Source organism: Sphingomonas sp. ATCC 31555 (assembly GCF_000282895.1).
Classification (GTDB): Bacteria; Pseudomonadota; Alphaproteobacteria; order Sphingomonadales; family Sphingomonadaceae; genus Sphingomonas.
Genome location: NZ_ALBQ01000062.1, coordinates 40587 through 54205, shown reverse-complemented (window position 1 = coordinate 54205; position 13619 = coordinate 40587). Strand labels below are relative to the sequence as shown.

General features: G+C 66.8%; 9 protein-coding genes and 1 pseudogene. 4 read left to right on the top strand and 6 right to left on the bottom strand.

Annotated elements, in window-relative coordinates:
* The 3 genes from B215_RS0119285 to B215_RS0119275 all read right to left on the bottom strand — a co-directional run.
* On the bottom strand, positions 1-1686 hold a 1686-nt coding region (locus tag B215_RS0119285; protein ID WP_019371288.1), incomplete at its 3' end, for a glycoside hydrolase family 3 N-terminal domain-containing protein.
* A complete protein-coding gene (locus B215_RS0119280; protein ID WP_019371287.1) occupies positions 1686-4274 on the bottom strand; it encodes a beta-mannosidase in 2589 nt (862 codons plus the stop codon). The genes B215_RS0119285 and B215_RS0119280, both read right to left, overlap by 1 nt.
* Positions 4271-6592, bottom strand: coding sequence for a beta-N-acetylhexosaminidase (locus B215_RS0119275; protein WP_019371286.1), 2322 nt, complete (start codon positions 6590-6592; stop codon positions 4271-4273). The genes B215_RS0119280 and B215_RS0119275 overlap by 4 nt, the downstream gene beginning before the upstream one ends.
* Before the next feature lie 246 nt (positions 6593-6838).
* On the opposite strand from B215_RS0119275, the gene B215_RS0119270 reads away from it, so the two are divergent.
* Together B215_RS0119270 and galA are read left to right on the top strand one after the other, a co-directional pair.
* Positions 6839-7576: a GntR family transcriptional regulator gene (locus B215_RS0119270; protein WP_019371285.1), complete on the top strand. Its 738-nt coding sequence runs from the start codon at positions 6839-6841 to the stop codon at positions 7574-7576.
* Positions 7577-7610: 34 nt separating this feature from the next.
* Positions 7611-10496, top strand: coding sequence for a beta-galactosidase GalA (galA, locus tag B215_RS0119265; protein ID WP_019371284.1), 2886 nt, complete (start codon positions 7611-7613; stop codon positions 10494-10496).
* Here the strand turns inward: galA and B215_RS20495 are convergent.
* Positions 10477-11199 carry a LysR substrate-binding domain-containing protein gene (locus tag B215_RS20495; protein ID WP_237718474.1) on the bottom strand — a complete coding sequence of 241 codons (723 nt, stop codon included), beginning with the start codon at positions 11197-11199 and terminating at the stop codon, positions 10477-10479. The genes galA and B215_RS20495 overlap by 20 nt on opposite strands.
* Before the next feature lie 109 nt (positions 11200-11308).
* Positions 11309-11452: pseudogene (locus B215_RS21940) on the bottom strand (helix-turn-helix domain-containing protein); the annotation flags it as partial.
* Positions 11453-11535: 83 nt separating this feature from the next.
* Here B215_RS21940 and B215_RS0119255 point away from each other — a divergent pair.
* Complete coding sequence (locus tag B215_RS0119255) at positions 11536-11955, top strand: VOC family protein (RefSeq protein ID WP_019371283.1); 420 nt, start codon at positions 11536-11538, stop codon at positions 11953-11955.
* Positions 11956-11973: 18 nt separating this feature from the next.
* Here the strand turns inward: B215_RS0119255 and B215_RS0119250 are convergent, their stop codons facing one another.
* The gene (locus tag B215_RS0119250; RefSeq protein ID WP_162839601.1) at positions 11974-12597 is read right to left on the bottom strand and encodes a twin-arginine translocation pathway signal protein; all 624 of its coding nucleotides are present in this window, start codon (positions 12595-12597) and stop codon (positions 11974-11976) included.
* A 129-nt stretch (positions 12598-12726) separates the two neighbouring features.
* Between B215_RS0119250 and B215_RS0119245 the strand changes: the two genes are divergently transcribed.
* Positions 12727-13617: a DMT family transporter gene (locus B215_RS0119245; protein ID WP_019371281.1), complete on the top strand. Its 891-nt coding sequence runs from the start codon at positions 12727-12729 to the stop codon at positions 13615-13617.
* Positions 13618-13619 lie beyond the last annotated feature (2 nt).

Genomic DNA, 13619 nt, shown 5'->3' with positions numbered 1-13619 from the left:
CTGCCACATCAGGCGGACGCCTCCGTCTTCGCTGCGGTGGTCGATCTCCATGCGGAACGGCACGGGCTTGCCGTCGCTGGCGACCTTCACCGCGACGCGTGCTTTGCCGAGCGGGCCGTCGTGGAGGAGCTTGCCGTCAACCCATAGCCGTACGGCGTCGTGCGTGTTGCAGTCCTTCCAGCAGGCGGGGATATCGATCGCCAGCTCATAGTCGCCAGCGCCCGGAGGCGTGAATTCACCGCTCCAGCGCACCGCGAAGCCGGTGGCGCTGAGGCCCGGCAGCGGTGCGGCGCGGGTGTAGTTGAAGTCGATGCGCCTGTCCCGTCGCGTGGCGACTGGGGTGCCGGTTACCGAGGGGGAAGCGAAATACTCAGCCTTCAGGCCCGGCTTGCCGTCGGCACGGAAAGCGGTTTCGGGCATGATCACTGCACCTGCTTCGGCCAGTTGCGAGCCCTGCGCATATACCACGTTATCGGCGCCGAACTCGCGGCGGATGCCGTCGAGCGGCGTCACCGGATCCTTCGCAGTGCCGTGATAATTTCCCTCTAGCACGCCGAGATCGTCGGCATTGGCGCCGATTACCGCGATGCGCCCGCCGGGATTGAGCGGTAGACGGTCGCCATCATTCTTGAGCAGCACGATCGCCTTGCGCGCGGCTTCCAGCGCCAGCGCACGGTGGGCTGGGGTGCCGCGTTCGCTGGGCTTGATCTTGCTCCAGGGATTGGCGCCGCCAAAGGCCATGCCGAGCGCGCGGCGCGCGTCCAGTGCACGCTTCAGTGCGCCATCGACCTCGGCTTCGCTCACCAGCCCACGCCTCACCGCCTGGGGCAGCGCCGCGTAAGTGGTGCCGCAGTTCAGATCCATACCGCCCTTGATCGCGGCGGCGGACGCTTCGGCCGCGTCGAGCCGGTAGTGGTGGAACAGGTGGATGTTCGCCACGGCATCACAGTCCGAGACGGTGAGACCCTTGAAGCCCCAATCCTTGCGCAGCCGATCGTTCATCAGCGCGCCCGATGCACAGGCGGGGGTGCCGTGGATCGAGTTATAGGCGCACATCAGCGACTGCGCCTTGCCCTCGATGATGGCGAGGCGGAAAGCGGGGGTGTAGGTCGATTCCAGATCTTGCGGGCTGGGATCGACGTCGAATCCGTCGCGGCCGGCTTCGGGGCCGCTATGCACCGCGAAATGCTTGGGCGTGGCGATTACCTTGGGGTGCATGGGATCAGGCCCTTGCAGACCCTGGATGAAGGCGACGCCGAGACGGCCGGTGAGGAACGGATCCTCGCCATAGGTTTCCTGGCCACGACCCCAGCGCGGATCGCGGAAGATGTTGATGTTGGGCGACCAGATGGTCAGCCCTTCATAAATCTTGCGATCGGCCGTCACGGGCAGCGCGTTGAACTTTGCGCGCGCTTCGGTGGCGACGGTGTCTCCCACCTTGTGGAGCAAGGCGACGTCCCACGTCGCGGCAAGCCCGATAGCCTGCGGGAATATGGTGGCAGTGCCGTTGCGGGCGAGGCCGTGCAGGCCCTCGTTCCACCAGTCATACGCAGGCAGGCCGACCTTAGGGTCGGCGGGCGCGGTGCTCTGGAGTTGGGCGGCCTTTTCCTCGATCGTCATCTGGGCGACGGCGGCGGCGACCGGATCGGGATCGCCGGCGAGCAGCAGCAGGGGGAGCAGAGGCATCAACGGGGTCCCAGGGTGCGAAGGGTGAGGGCGCGGGCGAGCGCGGCGGCGTTCGCCTCGGACGTGATGGTGAGGGTGCGGCTCTCGCCGGGCAGCAGATCGAAGCCGTTGTCGCTCGGTTGCGCGACGGTGGTACCGAAATCGAGCATCACCGCGCGGGCGAGCGCGCCAGCGGTGACGGTCACCTGCTTGTCCCGCCAGCGAACCGATAGGCGCGGGGCGGGATAGGCCATGTCCTTGGGCGCCAGTCGCTCGACGATCTGGCGCGAGACCTGCTTGCCGTCGATCCACAGCTCGGCAACCGCATAGCTCTGCGCAGGCGCCGCGTCGCTGAACAGCTCCGCATCGGCGATCTTGGCGAGTTCGAGCGAGCCGTTGGACAAGTCGAACTTCTCGGCTTTCGCAGCCAGCGGCTTACCGTCCATGGTGAAGCCGCGCACGCGCCATTCGGCCGCGATCAGGTTGGTCGCGTCGGACACGGCGGCAAGGCGGGTCGCGCCGTCCTTGTGCTCGGCGACGATCGCCTGGGGCGCGAACATGCGACGCGCCTCGTACTGGAGCAGCTTCCACTGGCCATCATAGTCGATGCTCGCCCAGCTGATCGCGGGCCACGCATCGTTGAGCTGCCAGTAGAGCGAGCCCATGGTGATCGGCGCGCAGGCGCGGTGGTGGCGCGCGGCCATGCCGATCGCCTGCATCTGGTTCACCTGGGTGAGATAGACGAGATCGGCGAAATCGGCGGGCTTGCGCAGGCGTTGGTCGAGATAGAGCTGGAGGCGGCTATTGCCTTCGCCGGCCAGGAACTTCTGGTGCGCCTTGAGGACCGGGCTGTCGATCGCCAGCGGACCGTTTCCGGCAAAGCCACGGATCGTCGACAGGTTCGGCATCGCCTGGAAGCCATATTCGGACATGAAGCGTGCACAGCCGTCGAGATAGCGCTCGACCGGCTTGGAGCCCGACCAGACGTCCCAGAAGTGGCGGTCGCCATTGGCGTCCGTATCCGTGGGGCCGGTATAATCGGTGGAGGGCGACCCGGGCCAATAGGTGCTGCCGGGTGCTTCCTTCAGCACGGCGTTCCGCAGGGTGCGATCGAACAGTACGGCCATGCCGGCGCCGATCCGCTCCTGCTCGTCCGCGCCGACATTCTTCTTGAACGCCTTGCGATCGGACCAGTTTTCCCAGCCGGACAGGATCTCGTTGCCACCGTTCCAGCCGACGATCGACGGGTGCGGCTGGAGCCGGGCGACCTGCTGCTCGGCTTCCTTGCGAACATTTTCGCGGAACGCGGCGTCTGGCGGGGTCACCGCGCCGCCGAACATGAAATCCTGCCACACCATCATGCCGAGTTCGTCAGCGGCGGCGTAAAACGCGTCGTCCAGATAATAGCCGCCGCCCCAGACGCGGATCATATTCATGTTAGCGTCGCGCGCATCGGCGACCATGCGGCGCATGCGTGCCTCGGTCACGGCGGTTGGGAACATGTCGAACGGGATCAAATTCGCGCCCTTGGCGAAAATGCGTAAGCCGTTGATGCGGAAGCCAAAGCCGCTGCCCTGTGTGTCCAGTTCCACGGTACGGAGGCCGATGCGCTGCGACACGCGGTCGCTGACGGCGCCGTCTTCCTCCAGCACCGCCTCTACCTTGTAGAGCGGCTGTGCGCCATAACCGGTGGGCCACCAAAGCTGGGGCTTGGGCACGGTGAGCGGAACGCTGACGTCGTTTTCGCCCATGCCGATCGCCAGCGTGCGACTGGCCTCAACCGTCTTGCCGTCTGGGCCGGTGACGCGGGTGCGGACGGTGACCGACTTCTCGATATCGGTGAGGATCTTCCAGCGCGCGACCAGCCGCGCTTCCGCCGGGATCAGCGCTTCCTGGTCGACGCGGAAGCCTTCGATGCGCGCATCGTCCCACGCTTCCAGCCGCACCGGCCGCCACAGCCCGATCTTGACGAGGCGCGGCGCCCAGTCCCAGCTGTAATCATATTTCGGCTTGCGGATATAGGGCGAGGTCTGCTTGCCCTTGGGCTCGTCGCCGAAGGCGGAATCATATTCGCCGGGAAGCGGGAATTTCTCCGCGAGCACCATCGGCTGCAGTGTCTTGATCGGCGAGGCGATGGTGACGATCAGTTCGTTCGCGCCGGCCTTCAGCGCCTGCTTGGCGTCGATGCGCCAGCGGCGATGGGCGTTGTCGGTCTCGATCAGCTTGCGGCCGTTGAGCGTCACGGTCGCGAAGGTGTCCAGCCCGTCGAACACCAGGTCGAGATGGTCGCGTGCCAGCATCGCCGGCGTGACGTTGAGCGTGCGGCGGAACTGCCAGCGGGTGAGGCCTGCCCATTGGATCGGCGCCTCGTTGATGCCCTTGTAGGGATCGGGCACGCGCTTCGCCGCGATCAGGTCCTGCTGGACGCTGCCGGGCACCTTGGCCGGGAACCAGACGGATTCCTTCGGATGCGCCCTGGCCGCTTCGGCGTCGCTGGGGTCGATGCGCACTTCCCAGGCGCCGTCGAGCGACAGCGACTGGCGCGGATCGGCCCAGGCCGGCGTGACGAGGGCAAGCAGTGGTAGCAGGGCGAGGGTGCGCGCCTTCACTTGGCCGCCTCCGTCAGCACCACCTTCTCGACGGTGTAGAACGGGTCACTGAGCGGCGACGTGAACTGGAAGCACAGGTCCTCGTCACCCGCCAGCTTGGGCAGGCTGCCGGTGAAGCGGAACTGCTGCGGCGCGCTGGCCGGATCGGGCAGGGGGAAGGTGGCGACGACGATCCGCTTCACCGCCGGATCCTTGGACGCGGCAATGCAGCGGGCGGTGACGATCAGCTCGCCATGGGTGCTGACATTGTAATGGGCGCGCACCTTGTTGAAATCATGCGCCAGGCCGTAGTTGCGCGGCGTGCGGGCGACATCGACGGTGAAACCGGTCGCCACGTCCAGCGGCGCGGCCGGATAGGCGGTGCAGGTATCGAACAGGTTGACGTTGAACACCGGCGCATTTTCCTGCGACTCGGCGGTCAGCGGCACGCGCAGGCCGAGCGCACCCCTGGGGCAGGCCACCATGTCCGAGCTGGTGCGGGTGAGCAGCGCCGTCCGGCTGGTATCGAAGCTGCGCGGGGTGGCGGTGACGATGCCGGCTGCGTCGAACGCCGCGGCGGTGATCGTCGTGCCGGGCTTGAGCGTCAACGGTGCCTTGTACACCGGCGACTTGGCGGTGGGCTGCTTGCCGTCGAGCGTGTAGCGGATCGTGCCGAAACCGGTCTGGGTGGCGAGCGCCACCTTGGCCTGGTTCGCCCGCAGCGCCTCGCCGCGCGTGCCCTGCAGCTTGTAGTCGATCGCGAACGCGCTGTCGGCGACTTCCATGCCCGAGCGGCGCCAGCGGGCCATCTGCGGCTGCACGCGGCTGACGAACGATGCGAAGTCGCGCTTGTCCTTGCCCGACCAGGTGATCTCGGCGATCGCCGCGGCGCGCGGGAACAGCATGTGCTGCACCTGGTACGGCGTGATCAGATATTCGCTCCACGCATTGCCCTGCGCGCCGAGCACATGGCTCGCCTTGGCCGCATCGATGCCGACGGGCATCGGCTCGTACTTGTAGACATCGGCCAGCGTCTGGATCGAGAGGCGGCCCGGCGGCTCGTCGCGACGATCGCTCTGCAGGCTGTCGAGATAGAGGGTGGGGGCGGGCGAGAGCACCACGTCATGCCCCGCATTGGCGGCTTCCACCGCGCCCTTCTCGCCGCGCCACGACATCACCGAGGCCGAGGGCGGCAGGCCGCCTTCGAGGATCTCGTCCCAGCCGATCAGGCGGCGGCCATGGCCCTCCAGATAGGCGCCGAACTGATCGATCATCCAGCTCTGCAGCCCGTTTTCGGTCTTGATGCCGAGCGCCTTCATCTGCGCCTGCACCTCCGGCGAGCGCTCCCACTGGTCCTTCACCGCCTCGTCCCCGCCGAGATGGACATAGGTGCCCGGGAACACCGCCATCAGCTCGTCGAGCACTTCCTTGACGAAGGCGATGCCCTTGGGGCCGGGGTTGAACAGATAGGGGTTCACGCCCCAGTCGTGCGACACCTCCGGCTTGTCGCCGAAGATGCCGAGTTCGGGATAGGCGGCGACCAGCGCCTGGGCGTGGCCCGGCAGGTCGATTTCCGGCACGATGGTCACGCCGCGCTCGGCAGCATAGGCGACCAGGCCTTTCAGCTGTTCCTGCGTGTAGAATCCGCCGACCTTCGGGCCCGGCGCGCCGCCGGTGCTCGGCGGGGTACGCCAGCCGCCCACTTCGGTAAGTTTCGGATAGCGCTTCACCTCGAAGCGCCATCCCTGGTCGTCGGTGAGGTGGAGGTGCAGCGTGTTGAGCTTCACCGAGGCCATCTGGTCGACCACGCCGTAGACGAATTCGATCGGCTGGAAGTGGCGGGCGACGTCGAGCATCAGCCCGCGCCAGCCGAAGCGGGGCGCGTCCTCGACGCTGAGCGCCGGCAGCTTCACCGCCTTGCCGAAGCCGTGGTCCGGGCTGAGCAGCTGCGCCAGCGTCATCGCGCCGTAGAGCAAACCGCGGTCGCCCGAGGCGGCGATGCGCACGCCCTTGGTGTCGATGATGAGGCGGTAGGCCTCATCGCCCTTGACGCCCGCGTCGCGTTCGAAACGGATCGCGCCACTGGTGCCCGTGGTGCCCAGCGTGAGGCCGCGCTCCACCTTCACATGCGCGGCGAGCAGGCGCGCGGCAGCGGTGGCGGCGTTGTCGCCCGCCGGCACGGCCAACGTGGCGCCGTTCGCGATCGTGAAGCTACCCTTGCCGAGCGTGACGCTCGCGGGCAAAGGAGTAAGCGGCGGCACCGTCTGGGCGAAAGCGGTCGAAGACAGCAGGATCGCCGCCCAGCCTGAATGCTTTGCCTGTTGCAGGAACGCGCGCATCGGAAACTCCCCTCGTTTCTCGGCCACCGATTGGGGCCAGGAAAGGGTGTAACCAATTTAGGTCCTATCGGACAATAGGCTTGCGCGGGCGGACATAGTTCTTTTCAATTATACGCTTGACCTAGTCGCTTCAGGCTGTTGGTATCATCGTACCAATGTATATCCCCGAGGTAACGTTTGCGCTCCGCGGGGAGCTTGCTCTAGGCGCTGCTTCGGTGGGCAGCGGCGTCGCGCAGGGGAGGATCAATGACGTTTTCCGATCAGATCGGCCGGTTTCGTGAAGGCAACCCGTCGCCGCTCTATCTGCAGCTGCAACAGCTGATCCGCGAGGCGATCAGCGGCAAGATCCTCGCCCAAGGCGACGCGATTCCGCCCGAGCGCGACCTGGCGGTAGAATATGACGTGTCTCGCATCACCGTGCGCAAGGCGATCGGCGGACTTGTGGAGGAAGGTCTGCTGACGCGTCGGCGTGGCGCGGGCACCTTCGTCGCCGAGCGCGTCGAGAAGAGCTTTTCCAAGCTTTCGTCCTTCTCCGAAGACATGGCCGCGCGCGGCCGGACGGCCAGCAGCAGCTGGATTGCCCGCTCGGCTGGCCAGGTGACGCCCGAAGAGGCGATGGCGCTGGGGCTCTCCCCGGGGGCAGGCGTGCTGCGATTCTCGCGCATCCGCTATGCCGAGGGCGAGCCGATGGCGCTCGAATTCTCCACGATCGCCGGGTATTGCCTGCCCTCCGTAGAGGCGGTGGGAGATTCGCTCTACACCGCGCTCGAGGCCGCCGGTAACCGCCCGGTGCGCGCGTTGCAGCGACTGCGCGCCGTGCCGTTCCTGGGCGAACACGCCAAGATGCTGGGCGTCGATCCGGGCCATGCGGGCCTGCTGATCGAACGCCGCGCCTTCCTTCGCGACGGCCGCCCGGCCGAAGTGACCCGCTCCTATTATCGGGGCGATGCCTATGATTTCGTGGCGGAACTCAGCGACGTCTGATCGCACCGCACCTTACCGGATTGGAGATTGCTGCATGGATCGTCGCCAGTTGCTGCTCGGCAGCGCGGGGTTGGGGGTACTCGCCACGCTGGGCACGGCCGAAGCGGAGGCGGCGGCGCGGGGAATCGAGGGTGATGGCTTTCCGATGCCCGCACCAAAGACGACGCTGCTGCCGCGCCTGCCGGACTCGGATCCCACCCGCACCCGTATCGAACGCGGTTGGCGCTTCCATGAAGGCGATATCGCGCCGGCGCCGCTGAAGGACCATGACGATACCTATGGCAGCGTGAAAGCGGCGAACGCGCGCGGTGCCGCGGCCCGCGATTATGACGACAGCGACTGGGCAGAAGTGCGGCTGCCGCACGATTGGGCATCGTTCCAGCCATTCGAGAAGACCGCCAATGTCTCGCAGGGCTATCGGCGACGTGGTATCGGCTGGTATCGCCGCCGGCTGACGCTGGACGCCGCCGATCGCGGCAAGACGATCGAGCTGCACCTGGACGGCGTCGCCACCAACGCGACGGTGTGGGTGAACGGCAGCATCGTCGCGCACAGCTGGTCCGGCTATGCCAGCATCCTGATCGACATGACGCCGTTTGCCCGCTTCGGCGACGAGGACAACGTCATCGCCATCCGGGTGGATGCAGAGGCAATGGAGGGCTGGTGGTACGAAGGCGCCGGGCTCTATCGTCACGCCTGGCTGGTGCGCCGCGCCCCTGTCTCGATCATTACCGACGGCGTGCATTGCGATCCGCGCAAGACCGGGAGTGGCTGGCTGGTTCCCGTCACCGTGACGCTCGGCAATATCGAACGCGCGCCGGTCAGCGTGACGGTGGAGGCCGACCTTCTCGACCCGGCGGGGAAGCGCGTGGCGACCGGCTCCTCCGCCATAACGGTGCCGGTGCTGAATGAAGCGCAGGCCGCGTTTACGCTCGACGCCGGCAATCCCCAGCTCTGGTCGGTCGAAACGCCGACGCTCTACACGGTTCACACGCGGCTGGTGCGCGACGGCAAGCTGATCGACGAGCGGCGCACCGCGATCGGCTTCCGCACCGTGCGCTTCGATGCCGACAGGGGGCTGTTCGTCAACGACAAGCCCGTCAAGCTGAAGGGGGTCTGCATCCACCAGGATCATGCCGGTGTGGGCGCGGCGCAATATGATGCCCTGCTCGCCTGGCGGATGGAGCGGCTGAAGGCGATGGGCTGCAATGCGATCCGCATGTCGCACAATGCGCCGACCGCTGAACTGCTAGACTGGTGTGACCGGATGGGCTTCCTCGTCATGGACGAGAATCGCCATTTCAACCCTGCGCCCGATTATCTTGCCCAGCTCAGCTGGATGGTGCGGCGCGATCGCAATCATCCCAGCGTGATCCTGTGGTCGGTCTTCAACGAAGAGCCGATGCAGGGCACCGAGTCCGGCATCGAAATGGTGCGCCGGATGGAAGCGGCGGTGCGCCGGCTGGACGACAGCCGGCCGGTGACGGCGGCGATGAACGGGTCTTTCTACAATCCGTCGAACGTTTCCTCTGTCGTCGATGTAATGGGTTTCAACTATTATCAGGGCGAATATGACAAGTGGCACGCCCAGAATCCCGGGCGGCCCAGCACCAGTTCCGAGGATACGAGCGCGTTCGAGACGCGCGGCGCGTTCGCGAGCGATCCCGGCGCCCATGTCATCACCTCCTATGATGACGAGGCCGCGGCCTGGGGCAACACCCACCGCAAGGCGTGGCAACTGATCGCCGCCCGCGAGTTCATTGCCGGCGGGTTCGTGTGGACCGGCTTCGATTATCATGGGGAGCCTACGCCCTATGCCTGGCCGACGATCTCCAGTTTCTTCGGCATCATGGATCTATGCGGCTTCCCCAAGACCGCCTTCGGCATCCACAGCGCCGCCTGGATTGACGATGCGCCAGTCGTGTGGCTGGCACCGCATTGGACGTGGCCGGGCAAGGAGGGGCAGGCGATCAAGGTCTTCGTCGCCTCCAACGCCGAGAGCGTGACGCTGCTGCTCAACGGCAAGGTCGTAGGCACGCAGAAGGTCGACCGGCTGCAGGGCAATGAATGGCAGGTGCCCTATGCGCCGGGCCGGCTCGAGGCGCAGGCAATGCGCGGCGGCAAGGTCGTGGCACGCATGGTGCACGAGACCGTCGGCAAGCCGGTCGCGCTGCGGCTCACCCCCGCACGCACGGTGATGGCGGGCGACGACGAAGACGTGCAGCCGATCACCATCGATGCGGTGGATGCCAAGGGCCGGCACGTGCCGACGGCAAATCTGATGACGAACTTCACCGTGGAGGGTGCGGCGATCATCGGCGTGGGCAATGGCGATCCCAACAGCCATGAGCCCGAGAAGGGCAATGCTCGGTCGCTGTTCAATGGGCTGGCGCAAATCCTGGTGCAGGCGGGCATAGGCCGCGGCAAGATCACCGTGCGGGCGACGGCCGAGGGGTTGAAGCCGGCGGTTTTGACAATCGACCGCGCCGATATCGCGCCTCGACCGCAGATGGGCGTGTCTCCGTCGCTGATGCTGCTCGGCGATTGGCGCCGTTCCTCGTTGATGGCCGAAAAGCCGAAGCCGGGCCTGGTGCCCGACAATAACAGCTGGACCTTCCTGCGCAGTGCCGTGCCCACGCCACCTGAGCCGCAGGCCGGCTGGCGCGTCTATCACAACCGCTTGACGCCTCGAAAGCGCATTGCGGCCGAAGGCGGCACGCTGCGCTTTGCCAGCATCGGCGGACGCGCGGAGCTGTGGATAGACGGCGCGAAGGTCGCCGAGAAGACCGACGTCGCGCCAGCGCCATTGGAAGCGAAGCTGCCGGCGGGCGCAGGACAGCGCACGGTGGAACTGCTCGTCGAGGCGCCAGCGGGGCAGGCGAGCGGCCTCCTGGGCAAGGTCACGCTGACGCCGCGGTGAGCGGGTGTCGAGGTGAGCCTTGACGCGCCCCGGGTCCCTTCTGGGCTGCCGCGCGTTCCGCCGCGACCAAGTCGACGAGCGCGCGGAGCGGCGCTTTCATCAGGCAGCTGGAGAAATACAGCCTTGGTCCGTCGAAGCGGGGCCACCACTCGGCTAGCACCGGCACCAGCGCGCCGGTGCGGAAGCGGGGATCGAGCCAGTTGGCGAATGTGGCGATCACGCCGTGGCCGCTGCAGGCAAGCCCGATCGCGGCATCAGCGGCGTCCACGCCGATCGTCAGCCCACCGGGCGGGTTTAGCGTGATCGCCTCTCCGGCCCTTTCGAACTCCCACGGCACCATCGCGCCGCTGGAGAAGCGCAGGCGGATCGTGTCGTGCCGGAGCAGGTCGTGCGGCGCGGCTGGAACGCTCCGCTCCGCGAGATAGGCGGGCGCTGCGGCATAGGCGAGGCGCTGGAACGGCAGGCCGATCGGCACCGCGATCGTGTCCTGGGCGAGATGCTCGCCGTAGCGGATGCCGGCGTCGCAACCCGCGGCGATGATGTCGACAAGCCGATCCTCCACGACGATCTCCACGCGCACGTGCGGGTGGCGACGGAGGAATCGGTCCAGCAAGGGCGGCAGCATGTCGACCATCACTGCGCCGGTCACGTTCAGGCGCAGCTGACCGCGCACCTCGAGCTGGGAGTCGCGAACGTCCTGCAATGCCGCGCGCTTCGGCCAGCAGGGGGGACAGACGGCGCGCGAGCGCGGCACCGGCATCGGTTGGGGTTACGCTGCGCGTGGTGCGTATCAGAAGCGGCGCGCCGATCTGCGCCTCCAGCTGCGCGATCTTTTCGCTCACCGTGGCGGGTGAAATGCCGAGCCGCTTGGCGGCAGCGCGGAAGCCCTGGCCTTCCAACACGGCCAGGAACACGGAAAGATCGTCCAGCCGCAGCCGATCGGGATTGTTCGCCATGGCGATCACTCTATTCAGATCCCACCATATTATCAAAGCTGCCCGAACAGACGAGATGCCAGTTCTCACGAGAGGACAGGCACATGGTAAAGGACCAACTTCGCGGCATCGATCATGTCGGCATCGTGGTGCAGGATCTGGCGGCAAGCATCGACTGGTATGTCGAAAAGCTGGACTTTCGGGTGCTGCACCGCTTCGGTTTTCCCGGCGCATCGGTCGCGTTCGTCGGGCTGGGTACGCTGCGGCTGGAACTGTTGCAGGTCGAGGGGGCTGCGCCGGCGGCCGCGGCGCGTTTGGATCGCCGGGCCAATTTGCGGCTGGGCGGGATCAATCATCTCGCGATCGGCGTAATCGACATCGAGGCCGTGATCGCGGATCTTGCGGCAAAGGGCGTCGAAATCGCGTCGGCGCCTGCCGAGGTTCCCGGCAGCGGCGGCGACCGCTTTGCCTTCATCCTCGATGGGGAGGGCATGTTGATCGAGCTGTATCAGCGCGCAAGCTGAGGCGCGCTCGGCGCCTGCCTATTGCGCCGCTGCAGCCCCCGGGCCTTTGGCGGCGCGCAGGGCATCCCAGCGCTGCCAGTCCAGGGATCGCCCCGGATACACGACGTTCCGGAACGGCCAATCCGTCCTGATCCAGCTGGCGACCCATTGGTACAGCTCCGCGTCGAAGCCGGCGTCATAGTCCGCCTTCGTCACCCATAGCCGCACGACGGCATCGTAGCGCCCGACGGGACTGGGCGAGACATAGACGGATCCTCGCTCGCGCCGCCCGTCCGGCGTGAGCACGGCATAGGCGAAGGACTGGCGACTCGCGAACCGCGCCTGCTCGGTCTCCATGTCGCGCATGGCATCGGCATCGGTGATGCCGGCGTGGGGCCAATCGGTGCTGCGCGTGAAGTTCTTCTGCAGATGTTCGATCGACGACATATAGGCGTCGAAATCGACCTTCACCAAGGCGGGGCCGAGTGGCACGAGCTTGAAGCCTTTCGCTTCGACGAGCGTCGGCGGGTTGAAACCTGCAGGGATGAAGGAGGAGGCCGGCGTGACCTTCGTTGCGGCAGGTGGCGCCGGATCTTGTTGCGATTGGGCGGCGGACGGGCCCGCCATCGCTGCGGAAACGAGAAGCACGGCGCGAACGAACATGGTCATGATGGCGGTCTCCGATGGCTGCATCATCCCCGCAGCGCGCCGCAGCAATACGATGTTTGCCCCACCGCCGCGGACTGCCCGAAAAAGGCGGGACGGCGCGCGTTCGAAGCGCTAAGCGGCGCCATGGCAAACCCTCTGTGGATCCCTGCGACGCTTGCGGCTGCCACCTTCCAGGTCGGGCGCAACGCCCTGCAGCGCGGCGTGATGCCGTCCTCCGGCCCCTGGGGTGCGACGCTGGTGCGCTTCCTGTTCGGGCTGCCTTTCTCGATCGTCTTCGTGCTGTTCGCCCTGCTGGTGGTACCTGATGCGGATCCGCACTGGTCAAGCGCATTCTGGATCTCGGCGATTGTCGGGGCGGCGAGCCAGATCCTCGCGACGGCTGCGCTGCTCAGCGCGATGCATCGCTCAGGCTTCGCGGTGGGGACCGCGCTGCAGCAGAGTTCGCTGCCGATGACCGCGCTGTTCGGGCTGATCGTATATGGCGACCATATCGGCGCCATCGCCTGGCTGGGCGTGGCGATCACCACGATCGGACTGGCGGCGCTGAGTTGGCCTTCGCCCCGTCAGCTTCGCGCTTCGACTGCGGGGGCGGCGTTCGGGCTCGCCTCCGGAGCGATGTTCGGGTTCTCGCTCAATGCCTTCCGGCATGCTGCGCTGGCGCTGGACGGTGAGCATCCGATCTTCGCGGCGATCCTCTGCGTCGCGGTGGTGCAGGCGATGCAGACTGTGGCGCTGATTCTATTCCTGGCCTGGCGCGATGCGGCCGCGCTTGCTGAAGTGCTGCGCCGCTGGCGGCCGTCGCTTGGCGCGGGGCTCTGCGGTGCATGCGCCTCGGTCGGATGGTTCGTGGCACTGGCGCTTTCGCCAGCCGCGCCAGTGCGTGCGCTGGGGATCATCGAGGCGCCGATCGCTGCCATCGCCGGCCACCGGTTCTTTCGCGAAGCACTGAGCCTGCGGCAGATGGTGGCAGGCGCGGCGGTAATCGGCGGCGTGCTGCTGATTACGCTGTTCTAGCG

Bases quoted from the DNA above. Each gene is read 5' to 3' on its own strand.
- B215_RS0119275 (WP_019371286.1), bottom strand. From the start codon at position 6,592: ATGCGCGCGTTCCTGCAACAGGCAAAGCATTCAGGCTGGGCGGCGATC.
- B215_RS0119270 (WP_019371285.1), top strand. From the start codon at position 6,839: ATGACGTTTTCCGATCAGATCGGCCGGTTTCGTGAAGGCAACCCGTCG.
- galA (WP_019371284.1), top strand. From the start codon at position 7,611: ATGGATCGTCGCCAGTTGCTGCTCGGCAGCGCGGGGTTGGGGGTACTC.
- B215_RS0119255 (WP_019371283.1), top strand. From the start codon at position 11,536: ATGGTAAAGGACCAACTTCGCGGCATCGATCATGTCGGCATCGTGGTG.
- B215_RS0119250 (WP_162839601.1), bottom strand. From the start codon at position 12,597: ATGTTCGTTCGCGCCGTGCTTCTCGTTTCCGCAGCGATGGCGGGCCCG.
- B215_RS0119245 (WP_019371281.1), top strand. From the start codon at position 12,727: ATGGCAAACCCTCTGTGGATCCCTGCGACGCTTGCGGCTGCCACCTTC.